Source organism: Zhengella sp. (genome assembly GCF_041397485.1).
In the GTDB taxonomy this organism is placed as follows: domain Bacteria; phylum Pseudomonadota; class Alphaproteobacteria; order Rhizobiales; family Rhizobiaceae; genus Zhengella.
In genome coordinates this window covers 217,269-236,827 of sequence record NZ_JAWKWO010000005.1, presented here as the reverse complement: position 1 = coordinate 236,827, position 19,559 = coordinate 217,269, and the positions used below count along the sequence as shown (strand labels likewise).

17 protein-coding genes are annotated in these 19,559 nt (G+C 64.8%); 8 read left to right on the top strand and 9 right to left on the bottom strand.

Features of this window, described 5'->3' with window-relative positions; all coding sequences use genetic code 11:
- Positions 1-26 precede the first annotated feature (26 nt).
- Positions 27-926: a bifunctional methylenetetrahydrofolate dehydrogenase/methenyltetrahydrofolate cyclohydrolase FolD gene (gene folD / locus R3D65_RS16000; protein ID WP_371276260.1), complete on the top strand. Its 900-nt coding sequence runs from the start codon at positions 27-29 to the stop codon at positions 924-926.
- A gap of 34 nt (positions 927-960) precedes the next feature.
- Here the strand turns inward: folD and R3D65_RS15995 are convergent, their stop codons facing one another.
- The 4 genes from R3D65_RS15995 to zwf all read right to left on the bottom strand — a co-directional run bounded on the left by R3D65_RS15995 (position 961) and on the right by zwf (position 5,793).
- On the bottom strand, positions 961-1,572 hold the full coding sequence (locus tag R3D65_RS15995) for a hypothetical protein (protein ID WP_371276259.1): 612 nt from the start codon (positions 1,570-1,572) through the stop codon (positions 961-963).
- A gap of 192 nt (positions 1,573-1,764) precedes the next feature.
- Positions 1,765-3,585 carry a phosphogluconate dehydratase gene (gene edd / locus R3D65_RS15990; RefSeq protein WP_371276258.1) on the bottom strand — a complete coding sequence of 607 codons (1,821 nt, stop codon included), beginning with the start codon at positions 3,583-3,585 and terminating at the stop codon, positions 1,765-1,767.
- A 4-nt stretch (positions 3,586-3,589) separates the two neighbouring features.
- Positions 3,590-4,339 (bottom strand): 6-phosphogluconolactonase, encoded by a 750-nt coding sequence (gene pgl / locus R3D65_RS15985; RefSeq protein ID WP_371276257.1) that lies wholly within the window; start codon positions 4,337-4,339, stop codon positions 3,590-3,592.
- On the bottom strand, positions 4,321-5,793 hold the full coding sequence (zwf, locus tag R3D65_RS15980) for a glucose-6-phosphate dehydrogenase (RefSeq protein WP_371276256.1): 1,473 nt from the start codon (positions 5,791-5,793) through the stop codon (positions 4,321-4,323). Before zwf ends, pgl begins: the two co-directional genes overlap by 19 nt.
- 180 nt (positions 5,794-5,973) lie before the next feature.
- Here zwf and R3D65_RS15975 point away from each other — a divergent pair, with 180 nt between their 5' ends.
- From R3D65_RS15975 to R3D65_RS15965, 3 genes are read left to right on the top strand one after another with little or no spacing between them, the layout of a single operon-like run.
- Positions 5,974-7,449: an aldehyde dehydrogenase family protein gene (locus tag R3D65_RS15975; protein WP_371276255.1), complete on the top strand. Its 1,476-nt coding sequence runs from the start codon at positions 5,974-5,976 to the stop codon at positions 7,447-7,449.
- A 51-nt stretch (positions 7,450-7,500) separates the two neighbouring features.
- On the top strand, positions 7,501-8,250 hold the full coding sequence (locus tag R3D65_RS15970; protein ID WP_371276254.1) for an SDR family oxidoreductase: 750 nt from the start codon (positions 7,501-7,503) through the stop codon (positions 8,248-8,250).
- 23 nt (positions 8,251-8,273) lie between these two features.
- Positions 8,274-9,392 (top strand): beta-ketoacyl-ACP synthase III, encoded by a 1,119-nt coding sequence (locus R3D65_RS15965; RefSeq protein ID WP_371276253.1) that lies wholly within the window; start codon positions 8,274-8,276, stop codon positions 9,390-9,392.
- A gap of 157 nt (positions 9,393-9,549) precedes the next feature.
- Here the strand turns inward: R3D65_RS15965 and R3D65_RS15960 are convergent, their stop codons facing one another.
- From R3D65_RS15960 to R3D65_RS15945, 4 genes are all read right to left on the bottom strand, one after another.
- Positions 9,550-10,836: an NAD(P)/FAD-dependent oxidoreductase gene (locus R3D65_RS15960; protein ID WP_371276252.1), complete on the bottom strand. Its 1,287-nt coding sequence runs from the start codon at positions 10,834-10,836 to the stop codon at positions 9,550-9,552.
- 14 nt (positions 10,837-10,850) lie between these two features.
- The gene (locus R3D65_RS15955; protein WP_371276251.1) at positions 10,851-12,281 is read right to left on the bottom strand and encodes a glutamine synthetase family protein; all 1,431 of its coding nucleotides are present in this window, start codon (positions 12,279-12,281) and stop codon (positions 10,851-10,853) included.
- A 66-nt stretch (positions 12,282-12,347) separates the two neighbouring features.
- Positions 12,348-12,761: a hypothetical protein gene (locus R3D65_RS15950; RefSeq protein WP_371276250.1), complete on the bottom strand. Its 414-nt coding sequence runs from the start codon at positions 12,759-12,761 to the stop codon at positions 12,348-12,350.
- 188 nt (positions 12,762-12,949) lie between these two features.
- On the bottom strand, positions 12,950-13,201 hold the full coding sequence (locus tag R3D65_RS15945; RefSeq protein ID WP_371276249.1) for a hypothetical protein: 252 nt from the start codon (positions 13,199-13,201) through the stop codon (positions 12,950-12,952).
- A gap of 275 nt (positions 13,202-13,476) precedes the next feature.
- Between R3D65_RS15945 and R3D65_RS15940 the strand changes: the two genes are divergently transcribed.
- The gene (locus R3D65_RS15940; RefSeq protein WP_371276248.1) at positions 13,477-14,925 is read left to right on the top strand and encodes a short-chain fatty acyl-CoA regulator family protein; all 1,449 of its coding nucleotides are present in this window, start codon (positions 13,477-13,479) and stop codon (positions 14,923-14,925) included.
- Here R3D65_RS15940 and R3D65_RS15935 read toward each other — a convergent pair.
- Positions 14,919-15,503, bottom strand: coding sequence for a ferric reductase-like transmembrane domain-containing protein (locus tag R3D65_RS15935; protein ID WP_371276247.1), 585 nt, complete (start codon positions 15,501-15,503; stop codon positions 14,919-14,921). The two genes, R3D65_RS15940 and R3D65_RS15935, sit on opposite strands and share 7 nt — an antisense overlap.
- Positions 15,504-15,635: 132 nt before the next feature.
- On the opposite strand from R3D65_RS15935, the gene R3D65_RS15930 reads away from it, so the two are divergent.
- The 3 genes from R3D65_RS15930 to R3D65_RS15920 all read left to right on the top strand — a co-directional run bounded on the left by R3D65_RS15930 (position 15,636) and on the right by R3D65_RS15920 (position 19,559).
- Entirely contained in the window at positions 15,636-17,081 is a 1,446-nt protein-coding gene (locus tag R3D65_RS15930; RefSeq protein WP_371276246.1) for a glutamine synthetase family protein, read from the top strand.
- A 118-nt stretch (positions 17,082-17,199) separates the two neighbouring features.
- The gene (locus tag R3D65_RS15925) at positions 17,200-18,300 is read left to right on the top strand and encodes a polyamine ABC transporter substrate-binding protein (protein ID WP_371276245.1); all 1,101 of its coding nucleotides are present in this window, start codon (positions 17,200-17,202) and stop codon (positions 18,298-18,300) included.
- 119 nt (positions 18,301-18,419) lie between these two features.
- Complete coding sequence (locus R3D65_RS15920) at positions 18,420-19,559, top strand: ABC transporter ATP-binding protein (protein WP_371276244.1); 1,140 nt, start codon at positions 18,420-18,422, stop codon at positions 19,557-19,559.

Genomic DNA, 19,559 nt, shown 5'->3' with positions numbered 1-19,559 from the left:
GACAAATCGAAGACGAGGACCGGCACATGGCAACCATCATCGACGGCAAGGCGATCGCGGCGGATGTCGCAGCGAAGGTAAGGGCGGAAACGGCGCAACTGGTCGCCAGCACTGGCGTCACGCCGGGCCTGGCGGTCGTCATCGTCGGCGAAGACCCGGCCTCGCAGGTTTACGTCGCGTCCAAGTCGAAACGCGCCAGGGAATGCGGCTTTCACTCGGTCCAGCACGACCTGCCCGAATCGACCTCGCAGGATGATCTCCTCGCGCTGATCGCCGATCTCAATGCCGACCCCTTGATCCATGGCATCCTCGTGCAATTGCCGCTGCCCGGCCATATCGATTCCGGCAAGGTCATCCAGGCCATCGACCCGGACAAGGACGTGGACGGTTTCCACTTCATCAATGTCGGACGCCTCGCGACAGGCGAACTGGACCAGGCCTTCGTGCCCTGCACGCCGGCCGGCTCGATGATCCTGATCGAACGGGCACTGGGCACCGACCTCTCCGGCCTGAACGCTGTCGTCGTCGGCCGTTCCAACATCGTCGGCAAACCGATGGCCCATCTTCTTCTGGCCGCCAATTGCACCGTGACCGTCGCGCACAGCCGCACGCGGGATCTGCCGGCGCTGGCCCGCACCGCCGACATCCTGGTTGCCGCGGTGGGCCGGCCCGAAATGGTGCGCGGCGACTGGGTCAAGCCGGGTGCAACGGTCATCGATGTCGGGATCAATCGTGTTCCCGCGCCGGAAAAGGGCGAGGGCAAGACCCGCCTCGTGGGCGATGTCGCCTATGAGGAGGCCAGCGCCGTGGCCGGGGCCATCACGCCCGTGCCGGGCGGCGTCGGTCCGATGACGATTTCGATGCTCATGGCCAATACGCTGGTGTCGGCCTGCCGCGGGGCCGGCGTCGAGCCGCCGCGCTTCTGAGCGCCCCGCATGACAGGTGAAAACGGGTTGCCGGTCAGGCGGCCACGTTCACCGAGTCGCCGTTGTCACCGTCGCCATTGCTGCCATTGATGGCGTTGCCCACGGACTGGATCGCCCACTTGCGGATCTGTTCTTCCAGTTCCGCATTCTTGGCGCGCAGCATTTCCACCTGCTGGTCGATCTGCTCCTTCTCCGCGGCCCGGATGGCGTCGAGCTGGGCCTTGAGTTCCCGGTTTTCAGCCAGGGTCTTCTCGTAGTCCTGCCCCGTCATCACGTCCAGCGTGCTCTGGAAAGATGACAGGCGGGCATTCACCTTGCCTTGCAATTCCTGAATCTGCTCGGCCAGCCCGCCTTCCACGCCTTCGCCGCCCTGGCCCGGTGCAGCCGCATGGCCACCCATGAAAATGGCGGCCAGCGCACCGGCGAGGTACAGCGGCACGAGCACGATGGCGAAACCTTCAAGCATGTGCACCAGGCCGACATGGCCCACATCGTACAGACCTGCCAGCAGCACGGCCCCGGACGTCACCGATAATGCGCCCATGATCTTCGGAATCAGCGCCATGATGCCGCCGCTGCTTGCGCCGTCGCCTTTGCCGGCGGCTTTCTTGTCCTTTTCCGGCTTTGCGGGCTTTTTGCCAGCCATCGTGCAGTCTCCACGGCCTTCGCGCCCAATGCTGCGTCAGCGAAGGCGGGTTATGGTGCGAAACATGCTTGCCAGAAGCAGCGGGCGGCCGCAGGCGCTTCATGCACCGCTGTCGGAAGTGACCGTCCGTCGCGAAGGTTAACGGGCGCAGGCTAAGGAAGCGTAAATGCGGTGCAATTCCCGCCCTGGCGCCTAGGGGCCGAACACCGTGGCGCCTGCATCCGCCCGCCCGGCCGCGTGGCGGAAACTGGCGAACAATTCGCGGCCCATGCCGTGCTCGTTGCCCGAAAGATCGGGCGTCTCGACCGCGCGTGCGGCCAGTTCGCCGGCATCCACCAGGATTTCCAGCGTGCCGGCCCGCGCATCAAGCGCGATCATGTCGCCGTCGCGGATGCGCGCGATCATGCCGCCGTCCAGCGCTTCGGGCGTGACGTGAATGGCCGCCGGCACCTTGCCGGAAGCGCCCGACATGCGCCCGTCGGTTACCAGCGCCACCTTGTAACCCCGGTCCTGCAGCACGCCGAGGGGCGGCGTCAGCTTGTGCAATTCCGGCATGCCATTGGCCTTCGGCCCCTGGTAGCGGATCACCGCCACGAAATCGCGGTTCAGTTCGCCGGCCTTGAAGGCGGCCTGCAACGCCTCCTGGCTGTCGAAGACCAGCGCCGGCGCCGTGATCGCTTGCCGCTCCGGCTTCACGGCCGAAACCTTGATGACGGCCTCGCCCAGATTGCCCCTGAGCACGCAAAGCCCGCCTGTGGGCTGGAACGGGGCGGCGACCGTGGAAAGCACCTTGGGATCATGCGCTGTATCCGGCGCCCGTTCGCGCAGTACCGTGCCGTTCTCGCCCAGCCGGGGTTCGATGGCATAGGCATCCAGCCCTTCGCCCCAGACCGTGCGCACGTCCTCATGCAGCAGGCCGGCCGAAAGCAACTGGCCGATCAGGTAGCCCATGCCGCCGGCTGCGTGGAAATGGTTCACGTCGGCCAGCCCGTTCGGATAAACCCGCGCGATCAGCGGCGTGGCGTCGGAAATGTCGGAAATGTCCTGCCATGTCAGCCGGATACCCGCAGCCGCGGCCATCGCGATCAGATGGATGGTGTGGTTGGTGGAGCCGCCCGTGGCATTCAGCCCGACCACGCCATTGACGATCGAGCGCTCGTCGATCATGCGGCCCACGGGTGTGAACTCATTGCCGGACTGCGTGATCGCCAGGGCCCGTTTCGCTGCCTCTTTCGTCAGGGCATCGCGCAGTGGCGTGCCCGGATTGATGAAGGAAGAGCCGGGCGTGTGCAGGCCCATGATCTCCATCAGCATCTGGTTTGAATTGGCCGTGCCGTAAAAGGTGCAGGTGCCCGGCCCATGGTAGGATTTCGATTCTGCCTCCAGCAATTCAGCGCGGCCCACCTTGCCCTCGGCATGAAGCTGGCGCACCCGCGCCTTCTCGTCATTGGGCAGGCCCGACGTCATCGGCCCGGCCGGGATGAAGACAGCCGGAAGATGGCCGAAGGTCAGCGCCGCGATGGTCAGGCCGGGCACGATCTTGTCGCAGACGCCCAGGAAAACGGCCGCATCGAACATGTTGTGCGACAGGCCGATTGCAGCCGCCATGGCGATCACGTCGCGCGAGAACAGCGACAGCTCCATGCCGGGCTGGCCCTGGGTCACGCCGTCGCACATGGCCGGAACGCCGCCGGCAACCTGCGCCACGCCGCCGGCTTCGCGCGCCGCCTGCCGGATCAGCGCCGGAAAGCTTTCCAGCGGCTGATGTGCCGACAGCATGTCGTTATAGGCGGTGATGATGCCGAGATTGGGCACCGCGTCGCCTGCCAGCGCTGCCTTGTCACCGGCATTGCAGGCGGCGAAGCCATGCGCCAGGTTGGCACAGCCGAGCTGCGCCCGGTGCACGCCCCTGGCCGCGGCTTCGTCAACCCGCGCCAGATAGGCTTCACGGCCGGCCTTCGAGCGTTCGCGGATGCGCTGCGTGACAGCGCGGATGGTCTGTGCGGCAGTCATGATGTCAGGCCTTTCCGCCCGGCGACCAGTAGATCTGAACGGGCGTTTTCGCATGTTCGAAAAGGGCGGCGACCGGAAGCATGGTCTCCGAACCCGGTTCGGTGGCGCGCAGCGCGACGTCCTTCTTCTCCAGTCCCTCGATATGCAGGACCAGAAGCGATGCGCTGGCCAGCGCCGCCAGGTTCCATGTCAGACGGGCTTCGCCGGCACTGTCCGAATGCACCGCACGGATGCCCGGTTCCGCCTGGGGATCGATCAGGCTCTTCAGTTCCGCCGCGTCGGGAAAGAAGGAGGCGGTATGCCCGTCCGGCCCCATGCCCAGGATCGCGGCGTCGAAGGGTGGCGGAATGAGCCGCATCAGCCGCTGGTTCATGGCCTCGGCTGCCGCATCGGCCGTTCCGGCCGCTTCATACAATCCTTCGAAGGAGGCCCGGGCCGCCGCTTTCTGCAGCAGGCGCATGGTCACGAGCCGCGCATTGGAGCGGTTGGATGACATCGGCACGAAGCGCTCGTCCACCAGCGTCACGGTCACCTTGTTCCAGGCGATCGGTTCTTCCGCCAGGCAGTCGAAGAAGCGGCCGGGCGTCGTGCCGCCCGAGACGGCCAGCACGGCATGGCCCTTTTGCTCGACCGCCAGTGACAGCACGCCGGCCACGCGCCGCGCCAGCGTGCGCGCCAGCGCGTCCGGCCCGGCGAATTCGTGCCAGCTCTTGCCGGCGGGCGAAGGCGTGTCGGCTAGATGCTCTCGTGCCATGTGCGTCCGTCCCTTTCGATCAGGCCGATGGAGGACGACGGCCCCCATGTGCCCGACGTGTAGCCATGCACATCGTCCGGCCGCTCCGCCCAGGTTTGCTGGATCGGGTCGATCCAGCGCCAGGCCGCTTCCACCTCGTCGCGCCGCATGAACAGGGTCTGGTTGCCGCGCACCACGTCCATCAGCAGCCGTTCATAGGCATCAGGATGGCGCACATTGAAGGATTGCGCAAAGCTCATGTCCAGCGGCACATGGCGCAGGCGCATGCCGCCCGGACCCGGATCCTTGATCATGATCCACTGTTTCACGCCTTCGTCCGGCTGCAACCGGATGACGAGCTGGTTGGCATGGACGATGCCGGCCGCCGGCTCGAAGATGGAATGCGGCACCGGCTTGAACTGAACCACGATTTCCGACACCCGCGAGGCCAGCCGCTTGCCCGTGCGCAGGTAGAAGGGCACGCCGGCCCAGCGCCAGTTGGCGATTTCCGCCTTCAGCGCCACGAAGGTTTCCGTGGTGCTGGATGGATCGCCGAGCTCGTCCAGATAGCCCGAAACGGCCCCGCCGGCCGACGCGCCGGCGCGATACTGCCCGCGCACCGTCTGGCGAATGGCGTCCGTGCCGGTGAGCGGCACCAGCGAGCGCAACACCTTCAGCTTCTCGTCGCGCATGGCATCGGCATCCAGCGATGCCGGCGCTTCCATCGCCACCAGGCAGAGAAGCTGCATCAGGTGGTTCTGCACCATGTCGCGCAGGGCGCCGGCCTTGTCATAGTAGCCGGCCCGTTGCTCCAGCCCGACGCTTTCGGCAACCGTGATCTGCACGTGGTCGATATGCGCCGAGTTCCACAGCGGCTCGTACAGCGCATTGGCAAAGCGCAGCGCCATCAGGTTCTGCACCGTTTCCTTGCCGAGATAGTGGTCGATGCGGAAGATCTGGCTCTCGTCGAAAACCGAGCCGATCGTGTCGTTGAGCGCCTGTGCGGAAGCCAGGTCGCGCCCGATGGGCTTCTCCACGACGATCCGTGTCTGCGCGTTCGCCAGGCCATGATCGCGGATGCGCCGTGCGATGTCGCTGAAGATCGCCGGCCCGACAGCCAGGTAAAAGGCGCGGATGCGCGCCGGATCGTCGAGCCTGGCCGCCAGGTCGGCCCAGCCGCTGTCGCCCGTCGCATCGACGGATACATAGGAAAGCCGGTCGAGAAAGCGGGCGATTTCCGCCTCGTCGCGTTCCGCCGGGCCGACAAAGCGTTCCAGCGCCTGCCGGGCATGGCCGCGAAATGCGTCATCGCTCATCGGAGAACGCGACGCGCCGATGATGCGGCTGGGTTCCGAGAACTGCCCGTCGCGCTGGCGCTGGTAGAGGGCCGGCAGCAGCTTGCGCTCGGCAAGATCGCCGGTGGCGCCGAAAATGATGAAGTCGAAAGGATCGACGGGAATGATCGTGCTGGTCATGGTGTCCGCTTCTCAACGCTGCGTCCTCTATAATCTAATCGATTTAAAAAGAACAGGGGGCGCCTCCCGTTTTTTCCGCCCTGCCAGTGCCCTGCTTGCTTGACAGCATGCGTGGAAGCGTTTCAAGTCGCTGCCCTGTAAACCGGCCGGGCCGGGAAGAACGAAGACGGGAGAAACATCATGGGTGCTCATCCGGCCACGACGGTCGCCCAGGGCATGGCCTTCATGAATGTCATCGACGGCCAGCGTGTGGATGCGGTCTCGGGCGAACGTATCGACGTGGTCTGCCCGTCCGACGGCGCTGCCTTCGCCACCATCCCGTCTTCCGGCCAGGCAGACGTCGATCGTGCCGTGAACGCCGCGCGCAAGGCATTCGACGAGGGACCGTGGAGCCGCATGCCGGCGGTCGAACGCGGGCGTCTGCTGACGAAACTGTTCCGCCTGGTCGAGGAAAACGGCGACGAACTGGCAGCGCTGGAAAGCCGCGATACCGGCAAGCCGGTGCGCCAGGGCAAGGCCGATGTCACGGCCACCATGCGCTATTACGAGTTCTACGGCGGCGCGGCCGACAAGGTCCACGGCGACACGATCCCCTTTCTCGACGGTTACACGGCGCTGACCCTGCGCGAGCCGCATGGTGTCGTGGCCGGCATCATTCCGTGGAATTACCCGCTGCAGATCCTTGCCCGCGTGGCCGGCGCGGCGCTGGCGATGGGCAATACGCTGGTGGTCAAGCCGGCCGAGGACGCCTCGCTGACCGCCATCCGCATGGCCGAACTTGCCCTTGAAGCCGGTTTTCCGGAGGGCGTGTTCAATGTTGTGACCGGCTATGGCGCCACCGCCGGCGCGGCGCTTTCGGCCCATCCCGGTGTCGACTACGTCACCTTCACCGGATCGACGCTGACCGGCACGCGCATCCAGCAGGCCGCCGCCATCAACAACCGCGGCGTGACGATGGAGCTTGGCGGAAAATCGCCACAGATCGTCTTTGCCGACGCCGACCTCGATGCCGCCCTGCCGGTGCTTGTCAACGCCATTATCCAGAACGGCGGCCAGACCTGTTCGGCGGGCAGCCGCATCCTCATCGAGACGCCGGTCTACGAGCGCATTGCCTCGGCGCTGGCCGAACGCTTTTCCGCGCTGGTCGCCGGTCCGCACCAGGCCGATCTCGATCTCGGCCCGATGATAAACGAAAAGCAGCGCGACCGCGTTGCCGGTTTCATTGCCGCGGCAGAAGAGGCCGGTGTGCCGGTTCTGGCCCGCGGGCGCATTTCGCCGGAGGCGCCGGACAGCGGCTATTATGCCGCACCCGCCCTGTTCGGCTCGGTGGACCCGCAGGCGGCCATTGCCCAGGAAGAGGTTTTCGGTCCCGTCCTGTCGCTCTTCGCCTTCGATGGCGAGCAGGAGGCGGTCCGGCTTGCCAACAGCACCGAATTCGGTCTCGTCGCCGGAATCTGGACGGCGGACGGCGCCCGCCAGCACCGCGTCGCCAAGCGCGTGCGCGCAGGCCAGGTCTTCGTCAATGGCTATGGCGCGGGCGGCGGCATCGAACTGCCCTTTGGCGGTTTCAAGAAATCGGGCCATGGCCGCGAGAAGGGCTTCGAGGCCCTCTACGACATGTCCGCAACGAAGACGGTCGTGTTCAACCACGGCTGAACCAGCATGAACCGGCCCTTGCAACAGGCCGGAGACGGGAAGGAGACATCCATGGGGCGCCTGCAAGACAAGGTCGCGATCATTACCGGCGGCGCGTCCGGTTTCGGCGAGGGAATGGCCAGGCGCTTTGCCGAAGAGGGGGCGAAGGTGGTCGTCGCCGATCTCAACGCCAAGGGCGCGGAGCGCGTCGCCTCCGAAATCGGCGACGCGGCCATTCCGGTCACGGTCGATGTGGCTTTGCGCGATGAGATCGAGGCCATGGTGGAGGCGGCGCTCCAGGCCTTCGGCCGTGTCGACGTGATGGTCAACAATGCCGGCTTCACCCACAGGAACGGCTCGCTGCTGGATGTCGACGAGGACACGTTCGACCTCATCACGGCCGTCAACATGAAGGCGATCTATCATTCCACCCAATTGGTGGTCCCCATCATGGAGCGCCAGGGCGGCGGCTCGATCATCAACACTGCTTCCACGGCCGGCCTGCGCCCGCGTCCGAACCTGACCTGGTACAATGCCTCCAAGGGCTGGGCGATCACCGCCACGAAATCCATGGCCGTGGAACTTGCGCCGAAGAACATCCGCGTCAACGCGCTCTGCCCGGTGGCGGGCGAGACCGCGATGCTGGCCTCCTTCATGGGCGAGGACACGCCCGAGATCCGCGAGAAGTTCAAGTCGGTCATCCCGCTCGGCCGTTTCTCCACGCCGCTCGATATCGCCAATGCCGCGCTGTGGCTGGCTTCCGACGAAGCCGGATTCATCACCGGCGTCGCGCTGGAAGTCGATGGCGGACGCTGCGTGTGAGCGGCGAGGCAAGGGGGCAAGCCATGCATGCAGTGGCCATCACCGGCACCGGCGTCTTCACGCCGGAAGCCGTCATCACCAATGCCGAACTCGTCGCGTCGTTCAACGAGCATGCGCGCCGCTTCAACGAGGCCCATGCCGATGCGATAGCGCGTGGCGAGTTGGCCGCCAAGCCCATGTCGAGCGAGGAATTCATTCTCAAGGCCTCCGGAATCGAGCGCCGTCACGTCATGGAAAAGGAAGGCGTGCTCGACCCCGACCGGATGTATCCGCGCCTTGCGCCGCGCAGCGACGACGACCTGTCGATCATGGCGGAAATCGCGCTGGATGCCGCCCGCCAGGCACTCGCCATGGCAGGCCGGCAGCCGGAGGACGTGGACGCGGTCATTTGCGCGGCCTCCAACCATGAACGCGCCTATCCGGCGATTGCCATCGAGATCCAGCAGGCGCTCGGCATTGGCGGCTTTGCCTTCGACATGAATGTCGCCTGCTCGTCCGCCACCTTCGGCATCCAGGCCGCCGCCGACATGATCCGATCCGGCTCGGCACGCGCCATCCTCATGGTGAACCCGGAAATCACCTCGGGACACCTGGAGTGGCGCGATCGCGATTGCCATTTCATTTTCGGCGATGTCTGCACGGCGGTCCTGCTGGAGCGTGCCGATGCGGCGGCGAATGGCGGCTGGGAAATCCTGTCGACGCGCTGCCGCACCATGTTTTCCAACAACATCCGCAACAACAACGGCTTTCTGCGGCCATGCCACGACCAGATGGACGACCGGCGTGACATGCGCTTCTACCAGGAGGGCCGCAAGGTCTTCAAACAGGTCGTGCCCTGGGTGTCGGAGATGATGCTGTCGCATCTCGAAGACGAGACCATCGCCCCGTCAGATCTGGCGCGGCTCTGGCTGCACCAGGCCAACAAGGGCATGAATGACATGATCGGCCAGAGGGTGCTTGGCCGCGTGCCGGAACCGGGGGAACAGCCCAACATCCTGCAGGAATACGCAAATACGTCCTCTGCCGGGTCGATCATCGCCTTCGCCCAGCATAGCGCGGACCTGCCGGTTGGCAGCCTCGGCGTCATCTGCTCCTTCGGCGCCGGCTATTCGGCCGGATCGGTGATCGTGCGCCGGATCTGATCGGCCTCGGCCTCCGGTTCCTGCCCGGACGGGGTTCGATGCGGAAGCGCGGCGTCAGAAGGTTCAGATGCGGTCGAGCAGGGCAAGGCCAGCGAAAGTGGTGCCCGGTTTCGCCTCCGGTTCCTGCCCGGACGAGGTTCGATGCGGGAGCGCGGCGTCAGATGCGGTCCAGCATCGAGAACCATGTCATCGCCGCCAGCAGCAGCGGCTTGCGCAACAGGCGCCCTCCGGGGAAGGCAGGGATTTTGAGGTCGCGATAGTGGCGCAGCCGGTCGTCCTTGCCCGCCACGGCCTCGGCATAGAGCCGGCCGGTATGGTTGGACAGCAGCACGCCATGGCCCGAGAAGCCGCCGATTGCGGTGACACCGGGCATGACATCGCGCACGAAGGGCTTGCGCGGAATGGTGATGCCGACCGACCCGCCCCAGGCATGGGTGATCTCGATGTCGCGCAAGGCCGGGTAGATCTCGGCGATCTGTTTGCGCACATGGGTCGAGATGTCCTTCGGCTCTTCCGCCGTATAGGCCTCGCGCCCTCCGAACAGCAGCCGTCCGTCGCGCGATTTGCGGAAATAGCGCACGACGAAGCGCGAATCGTCCACGCTTTCATTGCCCGGAATGACGCTGGTATCGTCACCGAGAGGAACCGTCGCGCCGATGAAGGAGCGGATCGGCATGATATGGGCGGCAGAAACCGGCTCCAGTTTTTCGCCATAGGCATTGGTGGCGAGAAGGCAGCGGTCGGCGCGGATCGTGCCGTCCGGCGTGGTCACCACCACCTTGCCCCCTTCACGGGCGATGGAAAGCGCGGGCGTGTTCTCGTGAATGGCCGCGCCGCTCTGCGCCGCCACCCTTGCCGTGCCGATGACCAGCTTGAGCGGATGGATGTGCCCGGTGCCCATGTCGCGAATGCCGCCGTGATAGCGCGTCGAGCCCAGCCGTTCGGCGGTCTCCGCCTTGTCCATGAAATGGATATGCCGATAGTCGAACCGCTCGGCCATGAGCCTGGCATGGGCGCGGAAATCGTCGAGGTAGCGCGGCTTGTGCACCACGGACATCTGTCCCGGCATGTATTCGATGTCGATCTGGTGGATGCGGGCGAAATCCATGAGATGCGTCTTGGCATCCTCGGCGATGGCAAACAGCGCGCGCGCCCGCTCCAGCCCGATTTCCGCTTCCAGTTCCTCCGCCCAGGCCCTCTGGCCGGTGCCCAGTTGCCCGCCATTGCGGCCTGACGCGCCGTCGCCGACCCGGTGCCCTTCGATCAGGATGCAGCCGATCCCGTCCTTCGCCAGTTGCGCAGCCGCCGACAGCCCGGTGAAGCCACCGCCGATGACGATGACATCGGTAGTGTGGTCGCCCTTGAGTGGCGGCCAGTCCGGCCGCTCGCCGGCCGTGGCCTCGTACCAGGACAAGCCGGGCGAAATCGCGCTCGTATGCACCATGATGGGATTTCCGGTCAGACGTTGAGAAGCAGGAACTCGCGTTCCCACGGGCTGATCACCTGCATGAAGGTCTCGAACTCGCCGCGCTTGATGGCGGCATAGGTGCCCACGAAGCTGCCGCCCAGCAGTTCGCCCAGCGCCGTATCGGCCTCGAACAGCGCCGTTGCCTCGATCAGGCCGCGCGGCAATTCGATGTCGGCCTCGTTGGCCGAGTGGCCTGCCGGTTCCTTCGGCGTCAGCTTCTGCCGCATCCCGATCAGGCCGCAGGCCAGCGAAGCCGCCAGCGCCAGGTAAGGATTGGCGTCGGAGGAGGGGATACGGTTCTCCACCCGTCGCGCCGCCGGGTCGGAGCGTGGAATGCGGAAGGCGGTCGTCCGGTTGTCATAGCCCCATTCCACGTTGACCGGAGCAGTCACCCCCTTGGTCAGTCGCCGGTAGGAATTGACATAGGGCGCGAACATGACCAGCGCGTTGGGCACATGCCGCTGCATGCCGCCGATGAAATGGCGGAAGGCTTCGCTCTCCGAGCCATCCTCGTTGGTGAAGATGTTGCGCCCGGTCTCCTTGTCGATGATCGACTGGTGGATGTGCATGGCCGAGCCGGGCTGGCCCTGGATCGGCTTGGCCATGAAGGTGGCGTACATGTCGTGCTTGAGCGCGGCTTCGCGAAGGGTGCGCTTGAACATGAACACCTGGTCGGCCAGTTCCACCGGGTCGCCATGGCGCAGGTTGATCTCGAGCTGTCCGGCGCCCTCTTCGTGGATCAGCGTGTCGATTTCCAGCCCCTGGCCTTCCGAAAAGTGATAGATGTCGTCGATCAATTCGTCGAATTCGTTGATGCCGGCGATGGAATAGCCCTGTCCGCCGCCGATCGGCCGGCCCGAACGCCCCAGCGGCGGCGTCAGCGGGTAGTCCGGATCGGTGTTCTTGGAGACGAGATAGAACTCGATCTCCGGCGCCACGACCGGTTTCAGCCCGATGGCCTCATAGGCCCGGATCACCCGCTTGAGCACGTTGCGCGGCGCGAATTCCACCTCGCGTCCGTCCTGATGCACCATGTCGCAGATCACCTGCGCCGTCGGGTCGCTCTCCCATGGCACCACCGCCAGCGTGGAGAGATCCGGCATCAGCTTGAGGTCGCCGTCATCCTCGGGATAGCGGAATGTGTCGCTCTCCTCCGGATAGTCCCCTGAGATTGTCGTCATGAAGATGGCGGAAGGCAGCGCCAGAGACGTGTTGGACGTGAACTTCTTCGACGGCATCATCTTGCCGCGTGCAACGCCGGCCTGGTCGGGCGTGATGCACTCGATGTCCTCGATCCCGCGCCATTCGAGCCAGCCGTCTGCCTCTTTCCACGATTTCACGCCACGCAGATTGTTGACGAATTTCGGCGGCCGGGCACGCCTTGCCGACGTTTCGCGCACATCCCTTTTTTCGGAAGCCATACATCACCGGTTCTGGTTGAGACGGTGCGAATATAGGAGATGGAGCGACAGAAAGGGAAGGGGGGCCTAGTCTTGTGTGCCGAGCAGGGAAAAAACGGCCTGTTCCAGCCGGTCGGGAATGATCGGTTTGCGCAGGATCATGTCGGCGGGCACATCTTCCGGCACGGTTTCGTCACCGATGACGATCAGCTTCGCCCGGTTGCGTCCCGCCAGGATGCCGGCATGGCGTCGGCACAAGTCAGCCGCCCTCGTACAATCGAGGATGACCAGGTCCGGCATCTCGCCATCGGCGACAGGGGCCAGCGCCGCCATGTCGAGCGAGCGGCAGGCAATGCCCATGCGCCGCAGCGTGCCCTCGATGACGATCCGGCTGACCGCGTCCGCCGTCATGACGAGAACGCCGCCCCCTGTGCGTTTGCGAAAGGCCGGCTGCCCGGACATTGAGATGCTGAGCCCGTAGGAAAATTTGCCCGATGTCATGGTTGAAACTTCGCTTCGAAATGTATGCCCGGAATATCTAGCGCGGGCTCTTTAAACCATGTTGTATCGGGTTGCCAGAATGCAATCTGTAATTTAATAAAAACGTGATCACGGATGACGCAAAAAGCCGCGTCCTTGCGAACGCGGCCTGTTGCGGGACCTGTTCCCGGATGCCGGGATGCGGCGGATCACTCTTCGCCGGGGGCGCCCCCGTTGGTCACGATCACCGGGATCAGCAGATCGCCCCAATTGCCATTGCCGCAGTGATGGCGCGCCGAGCGCACCAGTTCCACCGAAACGCCGGCCTCGACCGCCTTCATCACCGACTGGTTGAGCCGGTGCAGGTCGTTGGCGACCATGCGGATCACCGCCTGCTGGTCCATGTTCATGGCCGAAGCCTGTTCCTCGGCGCGTTCCTTGACTCGCGTTTTCGGTGCCATCTGTCTCTCCTTGTCACCGGGCAGCCGGATCAGTTGTGAAGTCCTTGCGCTTTTAACAGAAGCCGAACCGGCCGGTCCTGTCTGCGGCGTCCTTGAGTTCAAGCTAGCCATCGCAACGCCGTTATGCGAGGGAAAACAGCCGTTTCGAGGCCTGAATCGGGTCAAGCTGTACAGGCTTTGACGAAATGGCATTGTAAGAATGTAAAACTTGTAAAATCCACAATGTGGCTCTAATCTGTAAACTTGTGTAAAGCCTGGAACGTGGGGGTGCCGCCTTGGCGGAGCAGAAAATTTTCGTCGGACCCCGCATTCGCCGGATCCGCAATGCCAAGGGCCTGACCCAGACGGCAATGGCCGAGGCGCTGGGCATTTCTCCGTCCTATCTGAACCTGATCGAGCGCAACCAGCGCCCGCTCACCGTCCAGCTCATTCTCAAGCTGGCTTCTGTCTACAAGATCGACCCTGACGAATTGCAGGGCGAGACCGGCGCGTCGCTGGCCGCGCTGCGCGAGGTGTTCGCCGATCCGTTGCTTGCCGGTGAACTGCCGGGCGAACAGGAACTGATGGAAATCGCCGAGGCCGCGCCGAATGTCTCGGCAGCGGTCGTCAAGCTTTATCGCGCCTATCGCGAACAGGCCGAACGGCTGACCGATCTCTCCGACCTCCTGGCCCGTGAAGGCCATGCCACCGCCCTGTCGGGCGCGCGCCTGCCCATCGACGAGGTGCATGAGGTGCTGGAGCCGCGGGCCAATCACTATCCGGTCCTGGAGGAAGAGGCGGAAGCCTTCACCAGCCTGCTTCAGCCGGGTGACGACCTGATGGGTGCCCTGAAGGCATGGATGCGCACGGAACTGGGAATCACGGTGCGTGTCCTGCCGGTCGCGACCATGCCCAACTGGCGCCGCCGCTTCGACCGCCATTCGCAGCGCCTGTTCCTGTCCGAGCGGCTTTCGCCCTTCGACCAGCTGCGCGAAGTGGCCATGGAGGCGGTACTGCTGCGCATGAATGTCGCCATTGCCCGCGAGATCGAGGCGCTCAAACTGTCCACCGACGAGGCCCGCCGGCTCGCTCGCTTCGAAATGGCGCGCTACGCTGCCCATGCGCTGATGATGCCGTACCAGCCCTTTCTGCAGGCGGCACAGAAGGCGCGATACGACATGGACGTGCTCCGCTCGCGCTTTGGCGTTTCATTCGAGCAGGCGGCCAACCGGCTGACCATGCTGGGGCGGCAGGGTCAGGCAGGCATTCCCTTCTTCATGCTGGAGGTGGACAATGCCGGCCACCGCTTCCGGCGCGCGGGCGCCCAGGGTTTCCCCCAGCAGCGCTTCGGCGGCATGTGTCCCAAGCTTGCCATCCACGCCGCCTTCACCCAGCCCGGCCAGATTTTCGTCGAGGCCGTTGTCATGCCCGATGGCGCTGAATTCCTCACCGTGGCGCGCACGCTGGAAGGCCCGCAGGGCGCCTTTGCCGAGCGGCCGCGCCGCACCGCCATCCTTCTGGGCTGCGACATCGCCTTCAAGGATGAGATCATCTATGGCGGCGCGCTGCCGGGCGTCGTGCCCGGCGTCACGCCCAGGAACGGCCAGGTTCCGGCCACGCCCGTCGGGCCGGCCTGCCGCCTGTGCGAACGCTCCGGCTGCCTTGCCCGCGCCGAGCCGCCGATCACTCGCCCCCTGGGGCTGGACGAGATGGTGACCGGGCTCTCCGCATTCGATTTTCAGTGAGCCCGGCGGCGCGCTGCCATGATGCGCGCCACTTCCATCGCGGCCAGAAGGCCCGTCACGCTCCAGAACAGCCCACCGCCACGGGTCTGAAGGTACCAGTGCCACGCCGCGAAGGCCGCGGCCGGCCAGGTCAGCCGCTGGACCGGCTTCCACAATGGTCCGAGCCGCGCCCTGATCGCGGGCACCGACGAGATGGCAGGCGGCAGCAGCAGGACGAAGGCCACCCAGCCCGTCCAGATGCTGGTCCATGCCAGCCCCTGGATCACGTAGTCGAGCCGCCCGAGCGCCAGCACCGTTCCCGCCATGTGCAGCGCGGCGAAACCGAAGGCGGCAAGGCCGAAGTCGCGGCGCATGGCCGCCAGCCCTGCCGGCAGACGCCCTGCGGGCATCAGGCGTTGCAGCGGCGCAACCGCCAGCGTCGCCGCCAGCAGCAAGGCGGCGGCCAGGCCGCTCGGCTCCAGAATGTGCCGCCATTGCCAGCCGCCGTTCAGGACCATGGCGAGGAGCCAGCCGGCGCCGGCCATCGCGGCAAGGCGGAACAGGATATGGACAGGGCGGATGTTCGGAGGAACCGGCATGACGTCACCCATAGCGCCAGACGTTTCGCCCGAACAGGTTTTTCGACAGAGCTTAAGTGATGGCGGCCGAGTTGACAGATCGTCGGGCGCCCGGGCAGTCTGGCGCGTCGTCAACAATTGCGGGTATTCATCTTGGAACACGGGGTCACTGCCGCCACGGCGGTCAATCTGAACGGTCAGGGCATGGATGCAAAGAACATGGTACCCGATACCGGCACCCCCGACGGTTTCATCTCCCCGGAACACAAGGCCGAATACGAAACCTTCGTCGCCGCCCATCCGGACCTGGAGGTGGTCGAGTTCCTGATGGTTGATCCCAATGGCGTCATGCGCGGCAAGTGGGCGCCGGCGGATGCGCTGAAAAAGGCGTTTCAGGAGGGCGTGAACTTTCCCATGTCGCTGCACGGGCTGGATGTCTGGGGCCGTGAGGTGGAGGAAACCGGCCTGCATATCGAGACCGGCGACCAGGACGGCTATTGCCGCGCCACGCGCGGTTCGCTGTCCATCGTCCCCTGGGCCAAGCGCAAGACGGCACAGGTCCTCTTGCAGACATTCACGCCGGAGGGTGAGCCCTTCATGGCCGATCCGCGTCAGGTGCTGAAGGCCAAGGTGGCCGAGGCGAATGCCAGGGGCCTGTTTCCGGTCGTGGCCTTCGAACTGGAATTCTATCTTCTGGAACCCGGCACCGACTGGGATGACGGCATGCCGGCGCCCGTCGGCGCCATGGGCGGGCCGGACCGGTTGCGCATGTACGGCCTCGACGACCTGGCCGAGCATGCCGCGCTTTTCGATATGATCCGCGATGCCGCCGCAGCGCAGAACCTGCCCATCGACACGATCATCAAGGAGGCCGCGCCCGGCCAGTTCGAGGTCAATCTCAAGCACCGTGACGATGCCTTGCGCGCCGCCGACGACGTCATCAAGCTGCGCCGCATCGTCATGGGCTGCGCCCGCGCGCACGGTTTGCAGGCCACGTTCATGGCCAAGCCCTTCATCGAATATGCCGGCAACGGCATGCATGTGCATACCTCCGTGCTGGACGCGGCCGGCATCAACATCTTCTCCGGCGAGGGCGGCCGCCAGCGCCTGGAATACGCGGTGACCGGCCTTCTGAAGACCATGCCGGAAGCCCTGCTGATGTTCATCAACACCTGGAACGGCTTTCGCCGCATCACGCCGGGCTCCTATGCGCCCACGCGCGCCGTCTGGGCGGAGAACAACCGCTCGGTCGCCGTGCGCATCCCGGTCTCCAACGAGGCGAACCGGCGCATCGAGCATCGCATCGCCGGCGCCGATGCCAATCCCTACCTGGTCATGACCGCCATCGTCGAGGCGATCATGGAAGGGCTGGAACAGCGCGTTCCCCCGCCCCCGCCGGTGGAAGGCAACGCCTATGACGAGGACGGTCTGTCGCTGCCCGACGACATGGACGACGCGCTTCAACTGATGGACCGTGGCGGTTTCGCCGCCCGCGCCATGGGCCCCTTGCTGGCCAAGGTTTTCAAGGATCTCAAGAGGGCTGAAATCCTGGCTTTCTGGCAGGAGATCACGCCGTTGGAACGCACCAGTTATCTCTAGGCCGCGTTCCGGAAAAACCGGCTTGAGCAACGCGGTAAAGGCCAATAGGCTTTCAATCAGAACCGGCCGCAGCGATACCGTGAAGAGAGCCGGACGACCCTTCGAAGAGGAGAGCAGAATGACCCGATCCACCCTGTTCATGTCCGCCGTTTCGGCGCTTGCGCTCGGCCTTGCCGCCGGCAATGCAGCCGCCCAGGAGCGCGTTGTGAACGTCTACAACTGGTCCGACTATATCGACGAATCGATCCTGGAGGACTTCACCAAGGAAACCGGCATCAAGGTCGTCTACGACGTCTTCGATTCCAACGAGATTCTCGAAACCAAGCTGCTGGCCGGCGGCACCGGCTATGATGTCGTCGTGCCCACCGGCACCTTCCTCGCCCGCCAGATCCAGGCCGGCGTCTTCCAGAAACTCGACAAGTCGAAACTGCCCAATCTCGAAAACATGTGGGACAAGATCGCCGCCCGCACCGAGAAATACGATCCGGGCAACGACTATTCGATCAACTACATGTGGGGCACCACCGGCATCGGCTACAATGTCGCCAAGGTCCAGGAGGCACTGGGCATCGACAGCATCAATAGCTGGGACGTTGTCTTCAATCCGGAGAAGATTTCCAAGCTGGCCGATTGCGGCGTCTACATGCTTGACGCCCCGGCAGAGATGATCCCGGCAGCGCTCAACTGGCTCGGCAAGGATCCCGATTCCAAGACCGCCGAGGATATCGAGGCCGCGCAGGCCGCGCTTGAGGCGATCCGCCCCTCCATCCGCAAGTTCCACTCGTCCGAATACATCAACGCGCTGGCCAATGGCGACATCTGCCTCGCCGTCGGCTGGTCCGGCGACGTGTTCCAGGCCCGCGACCGCGCCGCCGAGGCCGATCAGGGCGTCGAAGTCGCCTATTCGATCCCGAAGGAAGGCGCGCAGATGTGGTTCGACCAGATGGCGATTCCCGCCGATGCGCCCCACGTCGCCGAGGCCCATGAGTTCTTGAACTACATCATGAAGCCCGAGGTCATCGCCAAGGCATCCAACTACGTCTACTACGCCAACGGCAACAAGGCCTCGCAGGAATTGCTCGACGAGGAAGTCATCGGCGATCCGGCCGTCTATCCGGACGAGGAGACCACCGACAAGCTGTTCACCACGACGCCGCCGAACAACAAGGAACAGCGGCTCATGACGCGCGCCTGGACCCGCGTCGTCACCGGCCAGTAATCGAAGGCAAGGAAACCCGGCGGAGACCGTTCCGCCGGGTTTTTTCGGAAACGGGAAAGACTTCCAGTACAGAGCGGCGCGCCGCAAGGGACGCTGTGCCGCATGAGGGGGATCAGGGGATGAAATCGCTTGGCAGCATCCGCAAGAGCTTTGCGCCCTGGAATGATCCTGACGCGAGGCCGTATATCGTCTTTCGCAACGTGACCAAGCGCTTCGGCGATTTCACCGCTGTCGACGATCTCACCTTGACCATTTATGAGCGGGAGTTCTTTGCCCTGCTTGGCGCGTCGGGCTGCGGCAAGTCCACGCTCCTGCGCATGCTGGCGGGCTTCGAGGAGCCGACATCCGGTGAAATCCTGCTCGACGGGCAGGATTTGCGTGGCGTGCCGCCCTATCGCCGGCCCGTCAACATGATGTTCCAGTCCTACGCGCTGTTTCCGCATATGAGTGTGGAGGCAAACATCGCCTTCGGTCTCAGGCAGGATGGCATGCCGAAGCCGCAGATCAAGGAGCGGGTGGCGGAGATGCTCCGGCTGGTGAAGCTGGAGCAGTTTGCCCAGCGCAAGCCGCACCAGCTTTCCGGTGGCCAGCGCCAGCGCGTCGCGCTCGCCCGCTCGGTCGCCAAGCGGCCCAAGGTGCTGCTTCTCGATGAGCCGCTCGGCGCGCTCGACAAGAAGCTGCGCGAGGAAACCCAGTTCGAACTGATGGATCTGCAGCAGGATCTCGGCCTGACCTTCGTCGTCGTGACCCATGACCAGGAAGAGGCCATGACCATGGCCGACCGCATTGCCGTGATGGATCACGGCAAGATCAAGCAGGTAGCGACGCCGGCCGAGGTCTACGAGGCCCCGTCATCGCGTTTCGTCGCTGACTTCATCGGCAACGTGAATATTTTCGAGGGCCAGGTCAGCGATCTTGGCGCCGATGGCGCGGTGATTGCCGGGCAGGACGGCCTGACCATCCGTGCGGCCAATGCCGGACCGGCCCGCAAGGGCGAGACGGCCTGGTTCGCCATCCGTCCGGAAAAGATCCGCATCATGTCGCAGAAACAGGACGCTGCGCCCAACAGCATCGACGGCGAGGTCTGGGACATCGCCTATCTCGGCGATATGACCATCATCCATGTCAGGCTGGATTCCGGAAAGGTCGTGCGCGCATCCATGATCAACAGCGCCCGCGGCTCCGACAATCCGCTCACCTGGGGTGACCGCGCCTGGATCAGCTTCGATCCGGATGCTGGTGTCGTCCTGGCAAGCTGA

Coding starts and splice junctions, on each gene's coding strand:
- folD (WP_371276260.1), top strand. CDS start 27: ATGGCAACCATCATCGACGGCAAGGCGATCGCGGCGGATGTCGCAGCG.
- R3D65_RS15995 (WP_371276259.1), bottom strand. CDS start 1,572: ATGGCTGGCAAAAAGCCCGCAAAGCCGGAAAAGGACAAGAAAGCCGCC.
- edd (WP_371276258.1), bottom strand. CDS start 3,585: ATGACTGCCGCACAGACCATCCGCGCTGTCACGCAGCGCATCCGCGAA.
- pgl (WP_371276257.1), bottom strand. CDS start 4,339: ATGGCACGAGAGCATCTAGCCGACACGCCTTCGCCCGCCGGCAAGAGC.
- zwf (WP_371276256.1), bottom strand. CDS start 5,793: ATGACCAGCACGATCATTCCCGTCGATCCTTTCGACTTCATCATTTTC.
- R3D65_RS15975 (WP_371276255.1), top strand. CDS start 5,974: ATGGGTGCTCATCCGGCCACGACGGTCGCCCAGGGCATGGCCTTCATG.
- R3D65_RS15970 (WP_371276254.1), top strand. CDS start 7,501: ATGGGGCGCCTGCAAGACAAGGTCGCGATCATTACCGGCGGCGCGTCC.
- R3D65_RS15965 (WP_371276253.1), top strand. CDS start 8,274: ATGCATGCAGTGGCCATCACCGGCACCGGCGTCTTCACGCCGGAAGCC.
- R3D65_RS15960 (WP_371276252.1), bottom strand. CDS start 10,836: ATGGTGCATACGAGCGCGATTTCGCCCGGCTTGTCCTGGTACGAGGCC.
- R3D65_RS15955 (WP_371276251.1), bottom strand. CDS start 12,281: ATGGCTTCCGAAAAAAGGGATGTGCGCGAAACGTCGGCAAGGCGTGCC.
- R3D65_RS15950 (WP_371276250.1), bottom strand. CDS start 12,761: ATGACATCGGGCAAATTTTCCTACGGGCTCAGCATCTCAATGTCCGGG.
- R3D65_RS15945 (WP_371276249.1), bottom strand. CDS start 13,201: ATGGCACCGAAAACGCGAGTCAAGGAACGCGCCGAGGAACAGGCTTCG.
- R3D65_RS15935 (WP_371276247.1), bottom strand. CDS start 15,503: ATGCCGGTTCCTCCGAACATCCGCCCTGTCCATATCCTGTTCCGCCTT.
- R3D65_RS15925 (WP_371276245.1), top strand. CDS start 17,200: ATGACCCGATCCACCCTGTTCATGTCCGCCGTTTCGGCGCTTGCGCTC.
- R3D65_RS15920 (WP_371276244.1), top strand. CDS start 18,420: ATGAAATCGCTTGGCAGCATCCGCAAGAGCTTTGCGCCCTGGAATGAT.